15 protein-coding genes and 2 tRNA genes are annotated in these 14,883 nt (G+C 68.1%); 10 read left to right on the forward strand and 7 right to left on the reverse strand.

The genetic code is table 11. The features are described from left to right. The first annotated feature begins 78 nt into the window (after positions 1-78). From gyrB to ACWGJP_RS06065, 8 genes are all read left to right on the forward strand, one after another. A complete protein-coding gene (gene gyrB / locus ACWGJP_RS06030; protein WP_452328846.1) occupies positions 79-2,115 on the forward strand; it encodes a DNA topoisomerase (ATP-hydrolyzing) subunit B in 2,037 nt (678 codons plus the stop codon). Positions 2,116-2,190: 75 nt separating this feature from the next. Beyond that, positions 2,191-4,740: a DNA gyrase subunit A gene (gene gyrA / locus ACWGJP_RS06035; protein WP_452328847.1), complete on the forward strand. Its 2,550-nt coding sequence runs from the start codon at positions 2,191-2,193 to the stop codon at positions 4,738-4,740. Positions 4,741-4,745: 5 nt separating this feature from the next. After that, positions 4,746-5,150, forward strand: a complete 405-nt coding sequence (locus ACWGJP_RS06040; RefSeq protein WP_452328848.1) for a DUF3566 domain-containing protein — start codon at positions 4,746-4,748, stop codon at positions 5,148-5,150. A gap of 146 nt (positions 5,151-5,296) precedes the next feature. Next, positions 5,297-6,583 (forward strand): sensor histidine kinase, encoded by a 1,287-nt coding sequence (locus ACWGJP_RS06045; protein WP_452328849.1) that lies wholly within the window; start codon positions 5,297-5,299, stop codon positions 6,581-6,583. Then, complete coding sequence (locus ACWGJP_RS06050; protein ID WP_452328850.1) at positions 6,571-7,254, forward strand: response regulator; 684 nt, start codon at positions 6,571-6,573, stop codon at positions 7,252-7,254. Before ACWGJP_RS06045 ends, ACWGJP_RS06050 begins: the two co-directional genes overlap by 13 nt. Next, complete coding sequence (locus ACWGJP_RS06055) at positions 7,251-8,147, forward strand: hypothetical protein (RefSeq protein ID WP_452328851.1); 897 nt, start codon at positions 7,251-7,253, stop codon at positions 8,145-8,147. The genes ACWGJP_RS06050 and ACWGJP_RS06055 overlap by 4 nt, the downstream gene beginning before the upstream one ends. A gap of 51 nt (positions 8,148-8,198) precedes the next feature. Next, a tRNA-Ile gene (locus ACWGJP_RS06060) sits at positions 8,199-8,272 on the forward strand. Positions 8,273-8,299: 27 nt separating this feature from the next. Then, a tRNA-Ala gene (locus ACWGJP_RS06065) sits at positions 8,300-8,372 on the forward strand. Between the two features lie 255 nt (positions 8,373-8,627). Here the strand turns inward: ACWGJP_RS06065 and ACWGJP_RS06070 are convergent. Genes ACWGJP_RS06070 through ACWGJP_RS06080 form a run of 3 tightly spaced genes read right to left on the reverse strand, consistent with a single transcriptional unit; the run spans position 8,628 to position 10,152 of the window. Further along, complete coding sequence (locus ACWGJP_RS06070; RefSeq protein ID WP_452328852.1) at positions 8,628-8,999, reverse strand: hypothetical protein; 372 nt, start codon at positions 8,997-8,999, stop codon at positions 8,628-8,630. A 23-nt stretch (positions 9,000-9,022) separates the two neighbouring features. Further along, positions 9,023-9,682 carry a hypothetical protein gene (locus tag ACWGJP_RS06075; protein WP_452328853.1) on the reverse strand — a complete coding sequence of 220 codons (660 nt, stop codon included), beginning with the start codon at positions 9,680-9,682 and terminating at the stop codon, positions 9,023-9,025. A 20-nt stretch (positions 9,683-9,702) separates the two neighbouring features. Further along, on the reverse strand, positions 9,703-10,152 hold the full coding sequence (locus ACWGJP_RS06080; protein WP_452328854.1) for an N-acetyltransferase family protein: 450 nt from the start codon (positions 10,150-10,152) through the stop codon (positions 9,703-9,705). A gap of 43 nt (positions 10,153-10,195) precedes the next feature. On the opposite strand from ACWGJP_RS06080, the gene ACWGJP_RS06085 reads away from it, so the two are divergent. Next, positions 10,196-10,471, forward strand: a complete 276-nt coding sequence (locus ACWGJP_RS06085; protein WP_452328855.1) for a hypothetical protein — start codon at positions 10,196-10,198, stop codon at positions 10,469-10,471. 24 nt (positions 10,472-10,495) lie between these two features. Here the strand turns inward: ACWGJP_RS06085 and ACWGJP_RS06090 are convergent, their stop codons facing one another. From ACWGJP_RS06090 to ACWGJP_RS06100, 3 genes are all read right to left on the reverse strand, one after another. Further along, the gene (locus ACWGJP_RS06090) at positions 10,496-11,581 is read right to left on the reverse strand and encodes a 3-deoxy-7-phosphoheptulonate synthase (protein WP_452328856.1); all 1,086 of its coding nucleotides are present in this window, start codon (positions 11,579-11,581) and stop codon (positions 10,496-10,498) included. A 314-nt stretch (positions 11,582-11,895) separates the two neighbouring features. Then, the gene (locus ACWGJP_RS06095; protein ID WP_452328857.1) at positions 11,896-12,339 is read right to left on the reverse strand and encodes an iron chaperone; all 444 of its coding nucleotides are present in this window, start codon (positions 12,337-12,339) and stop codon (positions 11,896-11,898) included. 78 nt (positions 12,340-12,417) lie between these two features. Further along, complete coding sequence (locus tag ACWGJP_RS06100; RefSeq protein WP_452328858.1) at positions 12,418-13,386, reverse strand: acetylxylan esterase; 969 nt, start codon at positions 13,384-13,386, stop codon at positions 12,418-12,420. Positions 13,387-13,487: 101 nt separating this feature from the next. Here ACWGJP_RS06100 and ACWGJP_RS06105 point away from each other — a divergent pair, with 101 nt between their 5' ends. After that, positions 13,488-14,618 carry an aminotransferase class V-fold PLP-dependent enzyme gene (locus ACWGJP_RS06105; RefSeq protein WP_452328859.1) on the forward strand — a complete coding sequence of 377 codons (1,131 nt, stop codon included), beginning with the start codon at positions 13,488-13,490 and terminating at the stop codon, positions 14,616-14,618. A 1-nt stretch (position 14,619) separates the two neighbouring features. Here ACWGJP_RS06105 and ACWGJP_RS06110 read toward each other — a convergent pair whose 3' ends face one another. Continuing rightward, positions 14,620-14,850 (reverse strand): tautomerase family protein, encoded by a 231-nt coding sequence (locus ACWGJP_RS06110; protein WP_452328860.1) that lies wholly within the window; start codon positions 14,848-14,850, stop codon positions 14,620-14,622. Positions 14,851-14,883 lie beyond the last annotated feature (33 nt).

Consider the following 14,883-nt stretch of genomic DNA (forward strand, 5'->3'; position numbering starts at 1 on the left):
ACGGCCTTTCAGCCGGATTTCCTCGCTCTGAACAGGCTAGACTGGTATCCACGAGATCGATGTGGAGAATGCCCTCTGATGACGCCTGAATCCCCCGCTGACGAGACGGAATCGACCACCGGGGGCACCCCCGACCCCGTCGAGTACGGCGCCGACTCCATCCAGATCCTCGAAGGACTCGAGGCCGTCCGCAAGCGACCCGGCATGTACATCGGGTCCACCGGACCGCGCGGCCTACACCACCTCGTGCAGGAGATCGTCGACAACTCGGTCGATGAGGCGATGGCCGGCTACGCCGACACGATCCTGGTGACCCTGCTCGAGGACGGCGGCGTCCGCGTCGTCGACAACGGTCGAGGCATCCCCGTCGATCCGCACTCCTCCGACCCGTCCAAGTCGACGGTCGAGGTGGTCCTCACGATCCTGCACGCCGGCGGCAAGTTCGGCGGTGGCGCGTACGCCGTCTCCGGTGGTCTGCACGGCGTCGGATCGTCCGTCGTGAACGCGCTGTCCACCCGTTTCGAGGTCGAGGTGAAGCAGAAGGGCTTCGTCTGGCGGCACAGCTTCGCCGATGGCGGCGTCCCGCAGCAGAAGCTCGAGAAGGGCGAGGAGACCACCGAGACCGGAACGGCCATCACGTTCTGGCCGGACGCGACGATCTTCCAGGAGACGGTCGAGTTCGACTACGACACCCTGCGCACCCGCTTCCAGCAGATGGCGTTCCTCAACAAGGGTCTGCGCATCCGGCTCGTCGACGAGCGTCCTTCCGCGGCCATCGAGGTCGAGGAGGACGGCACCACCGTCACGAAGCAGCGCAGCGACGACTTCCACTACGAACGCGGCCTCGTCGACTACGTCGAGTACCTCAACAAGGTCCGTCATGCCGAGGTCGTGAACGACGAGATCATCGACTTCTCCGCAGAAGACACGGTGCGAAAGCTCTCGGTCGAGATCGCGATGCAGTGGACGACCTCGTACACGGAGAACGTCTTCACGTACGCGAACGTCATCAACACCCATGAGGGCGGGACGCACGAAGAGGGCTTCCGCGCCGCGCTGACGACGCTCGTGAACAAGTACGCCCGCGCGAACAACCTGCTCAAGGAGAAGGACGACAACCTCTCCGGCGACGACGTCCGCGAAGGTCTGACCGCCGTCATCTCGGTCAAGCTGTCCGAGCCGCAGTTCGAGGGCCAGACGAAGACCAAGCTCGGAAACACCGAGGCGAAGGCGTTCGTGCAGAAGGTCGTCGGCGATCAGCTCGGCGACTGGTTCGACCGCAACCCCGTGCAGGCGAAGAACGTGATCCGCAAGGCGATCGACGCGGCGACCGCGCGCCTGGCCGCCCGCAAGGCCCGTGAGACCGCACGTCGCAAGAGCGTCTTCGAGTCGGCCGCGATGCCCGACAAGCTCAAGGACTGCACGAGCAAGGATCCCTCGATCAGCGAGATCTTCCTCGTCGAGGGAGACTCGGCCGGCGGATCGGCCGTGCAGGGTCGCGACCCGCACACCCAGGCGATCCTGGCGCTGCGCGGCAAGATCCTCAACGTCGAGCGCGCGCGTCTGGACAAGGCCCTGGCCAACAAGGAGGTCCAGGCGATGATCCAGGCCTTCGGCACGGGCATCGGCGAGGACTTCGACATCGACAAGGCGCGGTACCACAAGATCGTGCTGATGGCGGATGCCGATGTCGACGGCCAGCACATCACGACGCTGCTGCTCACGCTGCTGTTCCGCTACATGCGCGGGCTCATCGAGGCCGGCTTCGTCTACCTCGCGATGCCTCCGCTGTACCGCCTGAAGTGGTCGAACTCCGCGCACGAGTACGTCTACTCGGACGCCGAGCGCGACGCGCTGATGAAGGACGGCCTCGCGAACGGCAAGCGCCTCCCGAAGGACGCCGGCGTGCAGCGCTACAAGGGTCTCGGCGAGATGAACGCCAAGGAGCTGTGGGAGACCACGATGGATCACACCACGCGGACCCTCCGCCAGGTGACGATCGACGACGCCGCTGCCGCGGACGAGATCTTCAGCGTGCTGATGGGCGAGGACGTCGAGTCCCGCCGCACGTTCATCCAGCGCAACGCCAAGGACGTCCGCTTCCTCGACATCTAGCGCATCCGGGGTCCCTGAGCTCGACGAAGGGACCCAGACGCCTCGATACGTTCAGCGATCCAGAAAAGAACACACATGACTGACGAAGAACGCCCCGACATCAACGAGGGCCACGAGCACGGCCGGATCGACCAGGTCGACCTGCAGTCGGAGATGCAGCGCAGCTACCTCGACTACGCCATGGCCGTCATCGTCGGCCGCGCGCTCCCCGATGTGCGCGACGGCCTGAAGCCGGTGCACCGCCGCGTCATCTACGGCATGTACGACGGCGGATTCCGGCCGGACAAGTCGTTCTCGAAGTGCGCCCGCGTCGTCGGCGAAGTGATGGGTCAGTACCACCCGCACGGCGACTCCGCGATCTACGACGCCCTCGTCCGTCTCGTGCAGCCCTGGTCGCTGCGGTACCCGCTGGCGCTCGGCCAGGGGAACTTCGGCTCCCCCGGCAACATGGGAGCCGCCGCCCCCCGGTACACCGAGACCAAGATGGCTCCGCTCGCGCTCGAGATGGTGCGCGACATCGAAGAGGAGACCGTCGACTTCTCGGACAACTACGACGGACAGACCCAGGAGCCGGACGTCCTTCCGGCTCGGTTCCCGAACCTGCTCGTCAACGGCTCGGTCGGCATCGCCGTCGGCATGGCGACGAACATCCCGCCGCACAATCTGCGCGAGGTCTCCGACGCCGCGCTCTGGGCGCTCGACAACCCCGGCCTGCCCCGCGAGGAGCTCCTCGACGGGCTCATCCAGCGCATCCCCGGCCCCGACTTCCCCACCGGCGCGCAGATCCTCGGCACCAAGGGCATCCACGAGGCGTACCGCACGGGTCGCGGATCGATCACGATGCGCGCGGTCGTCGACGTCGAGGAGATCCAGGGTCGCACGTGCCTGGTGATCACCGAGCTCCCGTACCAGGTCAACCCGGACAACCTCGCGGTGAAGATCGGCGACCTGGCGCGCGAGGGCAAGATCACCGGCATCGCGGACATCCGCGACGAGTCCTCCGACCGCACCGGTCAGCGTCTCGTCGTCGTGCTCAAGCGGGATGCCGTCGCCAAGGTCGTACTGAACAACCTCTACAAGCACACCCAGCTGCAGGAGAACTTCGGCGCCAACATGCTCGCCATCGTCGACGGCGTGCCGCGCACGCTGGCGATCGACGGGTTCATCACGAACTGGATCGAACACCAGATCGACGTCATCGTCCGTCGCACCGGATTCCGGTTGCGCAAGGCCGAGGCGCGCATGCACATCCTGCGCGGATACCTCAAGGCGCTGGATGCTCTGGACGAGGTCATCGCCCTCATCCGCCGCTCGCCGTCCGCCGAGGATGCGCGCGAAGGTCTGAAGGCACTGCTCGACATCGACGACGACCAGGCCCAGGCCATCCTGGACATGCAGCTGCGCCGCCTCGCGGCGCTCGAGCGGCAGAAGATCATCGACGAGGCGGCCGAGCTCGAAGTCCGCATCGCGGACTACAACGAGATCATCGCGAGCCCCGAGCGCCAGCGCGGGATCATCCACGATGAGCTGACGGCGATCGTCGACCGGTTCGGCGACGAGCGTCGGACGAAGATCCTCTACGGCTTCGACGGCGACGTCTCGATGGAAGACCTCATCGCCGAGGAGGAGATGGTCGTCACGGTCACCCGCGACGGCTACATCAAGCGCACCCGCAGCGACAACTACCGTTCGCAGCACCGCGGCGGCAAGGGGGTCAAGGGCGCCCAGCTGCGCGCGGACGACATCGTCGAGCACTTCTTCGTGACGACCACGCACCACTGGCTGCTGTTCTTCACCGACAAGGGTCGCGTCTATCGCACGAAGACGTACGAGGTTCCCGAGGCCGGCCGCGACGCGAAGGGCACGCATGTCGCGAACCTGCTCGCGCTGCAGCCAGACGAGGGCATCGCCCAGGTGCTGGACATCCGCGACTACCGGGTGGCCGACTACCTCGTGCTCGCGACGCACGAGGGGCTGGTCAAGAAGACGCGCCTCGCCGACTACGACACCAACCGCCAGGGCGGCGTCATCGCGATCCGCCTGAACGACGGCGACGAGCTGGTGAGCGCACTCCTCGTGAACGCCGAGGACGACATCCTCCTCATCAGCCGCAAGGGCATGTCAGTGCGCTTCCAGGCCACCGACGAGGCGCTGCGTCCGATGGGTCGTGCGACCGCCGGCGTGAAGGGCATGAAGTTCCGCGAGGGCGACAACCTGCTCTCTGCCTCGGTCGCCGCACCCGAGAAGTTCGTCTTCGTCGTCACCGATGGTGGCTACGCCAAGCGCACGGCCGTCGACGAGTATCGCGTCCAGGGACGCGGCGGATTCGGCATCAAGGTCGCCAAGCTCAACGACGACAGGGGCACCCTCGCGGGCGGTCTCATCGTCGCCGAGGAGGACGAGGTCTTGGTGGTTCTCTCCAGCGGCAAGGTGGTACGCTCTGCCGTGGCCGAGGTCCCGGCGAAGGGCCGGGACACCATGGGAGTGGTGTTCGCGAGGACGTCCGAGGACGACCGGATCCTGGCCATCGCCCGCAACGGAGAGCGGGGACTCGGCGATGAAGACGCCGAGGCCGATTCTGAGGATGCTGCCTCAGAATCCACACAGACCACTGAGGAAAGCTAAGACGCATGAGCACCGTAGCGGACAAGCTGGCGAAGAAGTCCACGCGCAAGACGGGTGGCAAGCAGGTTCGGCTGCGCTTGGTGTACGTCGACTTCTGGTCGGCGGTGAAGCTGTCGTTCCTGGGTTCGATCGCCCTGGCGATCGTGACCATGGTGTCGTTCTTCCTGGTGTACATGGTGCTCCAGGCGACCGGCGTCGTGACGCAGGCGGATGAGATCGTCTCGAGTTTCACCGACGGCAGCTTCTCGCTGGCCGACACCGTGGGTCTGCCTCAGGTGATGGCCTTCGCGGCGGTCGTCTCGATCCTGAACCTCATCGTGTTCACGGTGCTGGGTGCGGTCGTCGCGGGCATCTACAACCTTGCGGTCAAGGTCACCGGCGGAATCCTCGTCGGCTTCACCTCCAACTGACATCGACCGAGACGGCGGATGCTCCGGCATCCGCCGTCTTGTCGTATCCGGACGGGTCTCCGCTCGACGGAGTAGGGAAAACCGGAATGCGTTCGTCCGGATGACATGGTGTCGCAGCCGTCACCCCTCGCCGTAGCGTGGGGGACATGACGAACCAGACTGCCTCCTCACCCAAGGAGATCGCGCCGCGACCGCCGGCGCGGCTGCTCCTCACGATCCTCGAACTCGCCGCTCTCGGCGTCATCGGGGGCGGCATCAGCGGTGTGCTCGGCGGCCTCCTCGGCGCCGGCGTCGGACTGCTGTTCGCCTTCGGTGTCGGCATCGTCTTCCTCATCGGCCTCGTCTACGCCCTCTACGGTGTCGCGTGGTTCGAGGTGCAGCGCGTGAACGGGCTCTACCGTCTCGCGCTGCCGGCGCTGCGTCTGCGCCAGCGGACGCGCCCTGGGTTCGGCGGATGGCTGCGCGCCATCGGCCGCCAGTCCATCGACGGCGGCATGTGGCGGGCCGTGGCGAACTTCTTCATCGCCTGCCTCATGGGCGCACTCGTCCTGAGGCTGTTCTGGGCCGTCATCTGGTCTGCGATTATCTCCTTCGCTCCGCTGACGGATGCGGAGACCGTCGTCGGTCCGTTCGGCGGCCGGATCGATGCGATGTGGGCGCCGGTGATCGGCATCCTCGGCATCCTCGCAGCGGCCGCGGCCATCGTGGGGATCGCGCTGCTGCACCGCGTGATCACGAGGGCGCTGGTGGTGCCGAGCCGGGAGGCCGAGCTCACCGCCCAGGTGCGCGCGACGACCGCGCAGCGCGAGGGCGCGGTGCGGGCGGCCGATGTGGAGCGCACGCGGATCGAGCGCGACCTGCACGACGGCGTCCAGCCGCGCCTCGTCTCGGTCGGGATGACGCTCGGGCTCGCGCAGCAGAAGATCGACAGCGACCCCGCCGCCGCGAAGGATCTCATCGCGGAGGCGCACACCTCGACCAAGGCTGCGATCACCGAGCTGCGTCAGCTGGCACGCGGCATCCACGCCTCCGTGCTCGACGACCGGGGTCTGGACGCGGCGCTCTCGGCGCTCGCCGGGCGATCCCACATCCCCGTGCACCTGGACGTGCGGATGGATCCGCCGGTGCCAGGACAGCCGGCGAGCCGTTGCCGGGATGCCGAGGCCGCGGTCTACTTCGCCATCGCCGAGTCGCTGACGAATGCGGCCAAGCATTCCAGGGCCAGTGAGTGCAGGGTCGTCGTGCGCAGTCGCGAGAACGGCGTGCTGTGGGCGCGAGTCGAGGACAACGGCATGGGAGGGGCGCAGGTCCAGCCCGGCGGAGGTCTCGACGGCATCTCGAACCGGGTGCTCGCCGCGGGCGGGACGTTCCGGCTCGACAGCCCGCAGGGCGGCCCGACCAGCCTGGAGGTGAGCGTGCCATGCGCATCCTGATCTGCGAGGACTCCGTCCTCCTCCGCGAGGGGCTCGTGCGCCTCCTCGAGGATGCGGGGCATGAGATCGCCGCGGCGCTGCCCGACACGACGGGTCTCGACGAGGCCGTGATCGACGAAGCGCCGGATCTCTGCATCCTCGACGTGCGACTGCCTCCGACGTTCACGGACGAGGGGATCAGGGCCGCGCTGCGGATCCGTTCCCGTCGCCCTGAGCTGCCGATCCTCGTGCTCTCCCAGTACGTCGAGGAGCGGTACGCGAGCGACCTGATCGCCGCGCAGGGCGGGCCGCTGGGATACCTCCTCAAGGACCGGGTGGCCGACGTCGCGGAATTCGTCGGCTCGGTGGAGCGCATCGCTGCGGGCGCGACCGTCCTGGACCCCGAGGTCGTGGCGCAGCTGCTCACCCGGCGCAACAGGGATGACCGGATGCTGCGGCTGACCGAGCGCGAGCGCACCGTGCTCGCGCTGATCGCCGAGGGGAAATCGAATCAGGCGATCGCCGCCATGCTCTTCCTCTCCGAGGCGAGCGTGGAGAAGAACATCACCTCGATCTTCCAGAAGCTCGGTTTCGAGCCGGATGAATCGGGCAACCGGCGGGTGCTCGCAGCACTCGCCCACATCGAGAACAACGGCGGCCCGGCCGCCGGACAGACAGGAGCCGCACGATGAGCACGCACGACAACGGCGGACACGACGTCCCCCTGACTCCCCCGCCGGCCTCGGCGGCAACCCCGGCCGTTACGTCGGCGGAGGCGCCGGCCGTACCCGCTCAGGGATCGCCGGCCCGTGGGCCGATCGGCGTGGTGCTGGCGGTGATCGGAGGCATCGCGCTGGTGATCTCCGGAACGACGGCCGCCTTCGCCGCCGGTGGAGAGCTGATGCAGCGCGACTCCCAGACGAGCCTGGATGTCGACGGCATCCGGGGCCTCGACCTGGAGGTCGGCGCGAGTGACGTCACCGTCGTCTTCGCCGATGTGGCCGAGGCGGAGCTGACCGTCGAGGGCGGCCGTGGCAACGACTGGACGATGCGGCGCGAGGAGGACGACCTGGTCGTGCACAGCCCGGACCGGTTCTTCGGGTGGTGGTTCGACGGCTGGTTCGGCAACGATGAGCGGGTCGTGCTCACGCTGCCCGAGAGTCTGCAGGGCATCGACGCCGATCTCGACCTGAGTGCGGGAAGTCTCGACGTCACCGGCGAGTTCGGCGAGCTGGATGCCGTGGTCGGTGCGGGCGCGCTGTTCGTCTCGGGCTCCGCCGAGTCGCTGGATGCCCAGATCGATGCCGGGCGTGCGGAGATCATGCTGGCCGATGTCGCCGAGGCGGATCTCACCGTCTCCGCGGGGCGGCTGACTGCGGAGCTGACCGGCACGACGCCGCGGGAGATCGTCTTCGATGTGAGCGCCGGTTCGCTCGAGCTCGTGGTTCCCGATGATGTCTACAACGTGATCGAAGAGGTGAGCGCAGGCTCGCTGCGCAACGACCTCGAGACCTCGTCTTCGGCCTCGAACAGCATCCGCGCATCGGTGTCTGCCGGGTCGGCGACGCTGGAACCGGGCGACTGACGCCTCGATTGGGAGATTCTGAAAATATCCGGTAAAGTCTTGGAGGTTGACGGGGCTATAGCTCAGGCGGTTAGAGCGCTTCACTGATAATGAAGAGGTCCCAGGTTCAAGTCCTGGTAGCCCCACTCCACACTCCAACTGAACACCCTTTCGGGGCCTTAGCTCAGTTGGTAGAGCGCCTGCTTTGCAAGCAGGATGTCAGGAGTTCGAATCTCCTAGGCTCCACCCGTAGAACTCCGCTTCAGTCCTCTGAGGCGGAGTTCCTTTTTGTCTAGCCTGAGCGCTCTACCGCGCTTCCAAGAGTCGCCTGCGATCGGCTGCCCGAAGGTCTCGCTGACATCGAAGGCGACATCGCGTCGGAGGGCCGTTTCGTGCACCGTGTCCTGTTCTGGCCGGCGGGCGAGTAAGAGATCGAGTTGTCCACGCTCGATGTCCACCGCGAGGACGCCACACCTGCTGACCGGCGTTGAGGCACAGCGCTCAGTGGGCCTCGATTCGCGGCCGGTTCTCGATCGCACGGCGGATCGGGATCATGGCGACGAGGAACAGCCCGGTCACTCCCACCCCGATGATGAGGACGTCCGCGACGGCCGCGAGCAGGTCGTAGTTCGTGTCGATCGGGTCGTCCCATGCGCGCACTCCGTCGAAGGCGATCGTCGTCGGGTAGCCGATCGGCTCGTATCGGGAGAGATCCTGTTCGATCCAGGGCAACGGCCAGCCGTAGCGGGCATGTGCCAGCGCTGCAGGGTCATCCGCCGTGAAGGGAGCGGCGAAGAGGGCGTAGAACGTGACCACGGCGGAGACCGGCAGCAGCCAGAGGTAGGTGCGCAGCACCGAACCGAACGCCTTCATCCGCTCAGCGTAACCCTGACTCCTCACGCCGAGAGTGCGGCGCGGATGCCGTCGGCGACGTATCGCTGGCGCGGATGCTTCGTCCCGATCGTGTCGGCCAGGTCTGCGAGGGCGGACCGCTGTTCGTCAGCGATGCTCTGCGGATACTGGAGCACAGCCAACTCAAGGGTGGCCAGCGCGGCGGATCGCCGGGGGATCACCTGCAGGAACACATCCCAGGCCCGCCCGTCACCGCAGGCGGCGAGCAGATAGGCCGCTTCCACACGGGTGCTCGCATCCGAGACTTCGCTGAAGGAGGCGGCGATCGGATGCAACCGCTCGTACCAGATCCGTTCATCGGATGCCGCGCGGAGAGGGTCCCACATCGGATGCGTCACAAATCGCTCCGAGGCGTGCCGGAGCGTGTTCAGCAGACTGTCGCGCACCGTCACCTCCGTCTCCGCGCGGAGGACCGCGGCGAGAACCTCCAGCGTTCGAGCGTCAAGGAAGTACTCGCGGATCGGAAGGAGGAGCCAGCTGAGCTCTGCCCTCGTGAGCGCGCTCAGCCGGCGGGCGGCGGCGATCCGCACCTTCGGGTCGTCCGAGCCGAGACCGCTCTCGACCTCCGCGAGCTCCATCGCCGACTCCGCAGCGCGTGATGCATACCGGGGCGATTGCAGCACGTCGGCGATTCGATCATCCATGTCTTGACGCTACAGAGGGGTCAGCCGCCTGTCGCGATCTGGTAGTGGACGAAGCCGCTGCGCGAGGCGACACGATCGTAGAGCGACCTCGCCGTCGTGTTCGTCTCCGCGGTCAACCAGTAGACCTTGGCCGCCCCGGCATCCTCTGCCCACTGCCGCACGTGCTCGATGAGCGCACGTCCTGCGCCATGACCGCGGGCGGCTTCGCTGACGAAGAGGTCCTCGAGGTAGCAGTACCCGCTGCGACTCCAGGTCGCCGGATGCATGAGCCAGTGCACGATCCCGATCGCGCGCCCGTCCTCGTCCCGCGCGATGGCGCCGTGGATGTCACCGTCCGGGTCCACGAGCCGCGCGAACGTGTGCGCGGTCACGTCGTCAGACAGTCGCGATTCGTAGAACGACAGGTATCCGGCCCAGAGCTCCGCCCACTCGTCCTGATCCGCCGCCGTCAGCCGTTCGATCCGCACCATGTCGCCACGGTACCCGACTCGCCGGTGCTCGTAGGATCGAAGGGTGCTGATCGGTCTCATGCGTCCTGTGGAAACCACCTCCGTCGCGATCGAGGCCGCCGACCTCGCGGGCGTGCAGACCCAGCTCGCCGCGCACCGCCCCGAGGGCTTCGACCTCATCTCCGCCCCGGTCGAGATGATCAAGGGCGCAGCGGTCCTCAAGGCCGTCGGCACCTTCGCGAGGCGCGACCAGGTCACCGAGATCCAGGCCGAGGACATGGATGCGCTGCACGCGAAGGTGCCGGAGGGCTGGCAGCTGCTGAACGTCCGGTCGGTCTGACGCGCCCCCTGCCCTCCCACGCCCTCAGCGCGTCGAACGGCGGGCACGCACACCGGCGGCGAGCTCGGCCAGGGCCGTCGCCGAGGCATCCCACCCCATGCACGCATCCGTGACGCTCTGACCGCGCACGAGGCCACGCGGCCCGCGGTCGACGTCGAGCTTCTGCGCACCGGCGACGAGATTGCTCTCCAGCATGACGCCCGCGATGGTGTGTCCGCCTGCCGCGAGTTGGGCAGCGAGCTCCGCGGCGACCTCCGCCTGCCGGAGGTGGTCCTTGCCGCTGTTGCCGTGGCTTGCGTCGACGACGAGACGCGGTGCGAGACCCGCCGCGGCCAGCCGCTCCGACGCCCTCGCGATGTCCGCCGCGCCGTAGTTCGGGCCATCCGCTCCGCCGCGGAGGATCACCGAGGTGTCAGGGTTGCCCGTCGTCGTCACGAGACTCGCCCGCCCGTCGGCGCCGATGCCGAGGAACGCCTGCGGAGCGGACGAGGCGGATGCCGCATCCAAGGCCACCTGCAGGCCTCCGTCCGTGCCGTTCTTGAACCCGATCGGCATCGACAGGCCGCTGGCCAGCTGACGGTGGATCTGGCTCTCCGTCGTCCGTGCCCCGATCGCTCCCCAGGTGATGAGATCCGCGGTGTACTGCGGGCTGATCGGCTCGAGGAACTCCGTCGCGCACGGCATTCCGAGAGCGGTGACATCGCGCAGGAAAGCCCTGGCCATGCGCAGCCCCGCCGCGATGTCGTGACTGCCGTCGAGGTGCGGGTCATTGATGAGACCCTTCCAGCCGACCGTGGTGCGCGGCTTCTCGAAGTAGGTGCGCATGACGATGAGGAGGTCGTCCCTGTGCCGCTCGGCCTCGAGCGTCAGACGGCCCGCGTACTCGAGCCCGGCATCCGTGTCGTGGATCGAGCAGGGCCCTGCGACGACGAGGAGTCGGTCGTCCTCACCCGTCATGATCGCCCGCACCTCATCCCGCGTGCGGGCGACGAGGGCGGCGCGCTCCTCGCCGATGGGGAGCTCCTGTGCGACCTCGGCGGGCGAGGGCAGCGCGGTGAAGGCGGCGACGTGCAGATCGGCGGTGGCGTCGGCGGTGGCTGTGTCGTTCATGGGTCCTGTCCTCGATGGGGGCGGACCCGCGCAGAGCCCGCCGAAACGGCGAAAGCCAGAGCGAATGCTCTGGCTTGTCGGCTCTGAAGGTTGTCGGTACGCGTCAGTGTCGCGACGGCCCCTCCAGAGCCGACTCGAAATACGCATACCAACGGTTGGTCATGGTGACGACCATACCGCATCCGGAGACATGCCCGGCGCACCGAATCCCGGGAGGGCTGACGCCGCTCTCGGCGGGTCGGATGACGGCGCACCGAGAGCTCGGCGAAGCATCCGGGATTCGGTACGCGCACGGCCCCCACCGGCCGCAGGCCTCAGGATGCTGCGCGACGGATCCGCTCGCGGAAGAAGTCGAGATCCGCGTCGGTGAGCTCGGTCACCGCGTAGGACGTCGGCCACACCGTCCCCTCATCGAGGTTCGCGATGGTCTCGAATCCGAAGGTCGCATAGCGGACCTTGAACTTGGTGGCCGGCTGGAAGAAGCACAGCACCTTGCCGTCTTTGCCCCAGGCCGGCATGCCGTAGTACGTGCGGGGGATCAGGTGCGGCGCCGCCTCCGTGACGAGTGCGTGCAGCTTCTCCGCGAGCCCCTTGTCGGGCTCGGCGAGCTCGGCGATCTTCGCCAGCACCTCGGCCTCGCCCTCGGCCCTGGCCTGCTCCGGCGTCTTCTTCGCGCGGGAGCGGGTGGTCTTCTTCTCCGCGGCCGCGGCCTTCATGGCCTCGCGTTCCTCGGCGGTGAAGTTCTTCGTATCGGACATCGCGTTCCTCCTCAGGACGTTGCCCCCAGCATAGGAACGTCGCGCATCGTCGGGCTTCTCGATTCCTGATCGATCGGCTCAGCGCAGCGCTGCCTCCGGCAGGGCGAAGAAGTCCTGGGCGGCGCGCCGATACAGCGCGTTGGAGAGATCCTCGACAGGGCCTTCGCCGTGTCCCGACCCGCGGACGGTCAATCGCCTCGGCCCTCCCAGGGCGTGGAAGACGGCGAACTGGCCACGCGGATGCACGGAGGGATCGACGACCGCGGCGCCGACATGCACAGGGATCCGGATGCGTCGGGCGGCGATCGCCGCGTCGAAGTAGTCCAGCACCGCACGCGCCTCCGGATGCCTGCGCAGGTGCAGCCGCACGATCTCGCCGCTGCCCGTGCACCGCCTGCTCAACCGGATCGGGTAGTGACCGAAGCTCGGCACATCCAGCGACGCGCGGCGGAAGCGCTCGTCCCACGGCAGCGCGAGGGCGCCGATGCCTCCGCCGAAACTGCCGCCGAAATAATCCAGCGCGCCTGCGGCATCCGGTGCCGCATCCAGGAGCACGGTCGCCGCGCGCCAGAGATCCGCCGCCGAATACCGGTGCGCGTAGGTGTCGCGACTCTGGATGCCGAAGATCACGTTCTCGCCTGGAAGGGCGGGGATGCGCCCCGGCGCGTTGACCTCCTGCCCGGGGGCGACGGGGAAGATGCCCGCGGTGGCCGGGCCGAGGATGTCGAGATCCGGCTCGGTGCGCCCGCCGTAGCCGTGGCCGACGACGAGGCCGTGCGTGACGGCGCCGTGCGGCAGCGCGAGCCAGGCGACCACCTGCTCGCCCGTCGAGGAGGCGAACAGGATCCGATCGACCCGGTGCGTCGGGGTCGGATCCAACGTCTCTGCGACCTCCCAGGCCACCGGCCCGACGCCGAGTTCCGCATGCGTGGTGCGCCAGAAGGCGTCGAAGTCCTCCGGCTCGACGAGCGCCGGAGGCGGGGTGAACAGCTCCTGCAACGAGTACTCGGTCATCTCCTCGGGCACGGCGGCGGGCTCAGAACTCACGCTGCCACTCTCTCACGGCCGAGAATCGCCCTGCACGGCGGGCATGACTCTTGCCGTCATCCCGGGAGGGCGCGCAGGGCGGTCGTGGGATGCTGGGGCGCATGACCCTTCCGCATCCAGAGATCGACCCCGACGGCCTCCTGGAGTACTCGGTCGTCTTCACCGACCGGTCACTGAACCACATGTCGGCGACCTTCGTCGGCGTGATGCAACAGACCCTGGAGATCCTCGAGACCGCCTACAACGCGCACACCGCCGCGATCGTGCCAGGCGGCGGGACGTACGCCATGGAGGCCGTCGCGCGGCAGCTCGCCACCGGTCGACGCACGCTCGTGGTGCGCAACGGCCTGTTCTCGTTCCGCTGGTCGCAGATCCTCGAGACGGGAGGGATCAGTGACGACGTGACCGTGCTCACCGCCCGGCCCGAGTCCGAGGATCCGCAGGCCGCGTGGGCGCCGGCGCCGATCGCCGAGGTCGCCGCGGCCATTCGCGCTCGCCGTCCGGAGGTCGTCTTCGCCCCGCACGTCGAGACGGCCGCCGGCATGATCCTTCCCGACGAGTACGTGCGCGCGCTCGCCGAAGCCGTGCACGAGGTCGGCGGGCTGCTGGTGCTGGATTGCATCGCATCCGGCGCGATGTGGGTCGACATGCAGGATCTCGGTGTCGACGTGCTGCTCAGCGCCCCGCAGAAGGGGTGGAGCGGATCGCCCTGCGCCGGCTTCGTGCTCCTCAGTGAGGCGGGGGCGGATGCCGTGCGCGCCCGCTCGTCGACGAGCTTCGCCGTGGACCTCGGCCGGTGGCTCGCCATCGCCGACGAATACCGCTCCGGCCGAGCGGCCTATCACGCGACGATGCCGACGGATCCGCTCACGCACAACCTCGCCGCGATGATCGAGACCCGCGACAGGGGCTTCGAGACGCTCCGTCACGCGCAGATCGAGCTCGGTCGTCGTGTGCGCGAGCTTCTCGCCGAGCACGGATTCGCCTCCGTCGCCGCTGACGGGTTCGCGGCTCCCGGCGTCGTGGTGGTCCACACGGACGACCTGGCGCTGAAGACCGGCGCGGCCTTCCGGGAACGGGGGCTGCAGATCGCCGCAGGCGTTCCGCTGCACTGCGGTGAGGGCGAGGAGTTCTCGACGTTCCGCATCGGGCTGTTCGGCCTCGACAAGCTCGGAGATATCGACGGCACCGTTGCGCGTCTGGCCTCGGCGCTGGAGGTGCTGCGCTCCTGACTCAGGCGGAGTGCGACGAGGCGCGGGCCACGGCGGCGGCGCGCTCGGCGTCCTCGCTGGCGAGCACACCGCCGTTCGCGACGAAGTCGGCCCTCGTCTCCTCGAACAGGATCCGGACGTGCTCGCGCTGCGCCCCGAGAGCTTCGACGGCGGCGGCCGTGACAGCCTCGGCGAAGGCCCGGCGCTGTGCGATGGTGCGGCCGGGGAGCAGTTCGACTCTGATGTTCGGCATGGCCACAGCCTAGGGCACCGCTCGGGAGGCGAC

Source organism: Microbacterium sp. NPDC055903 (assembly GCF_053615555.1).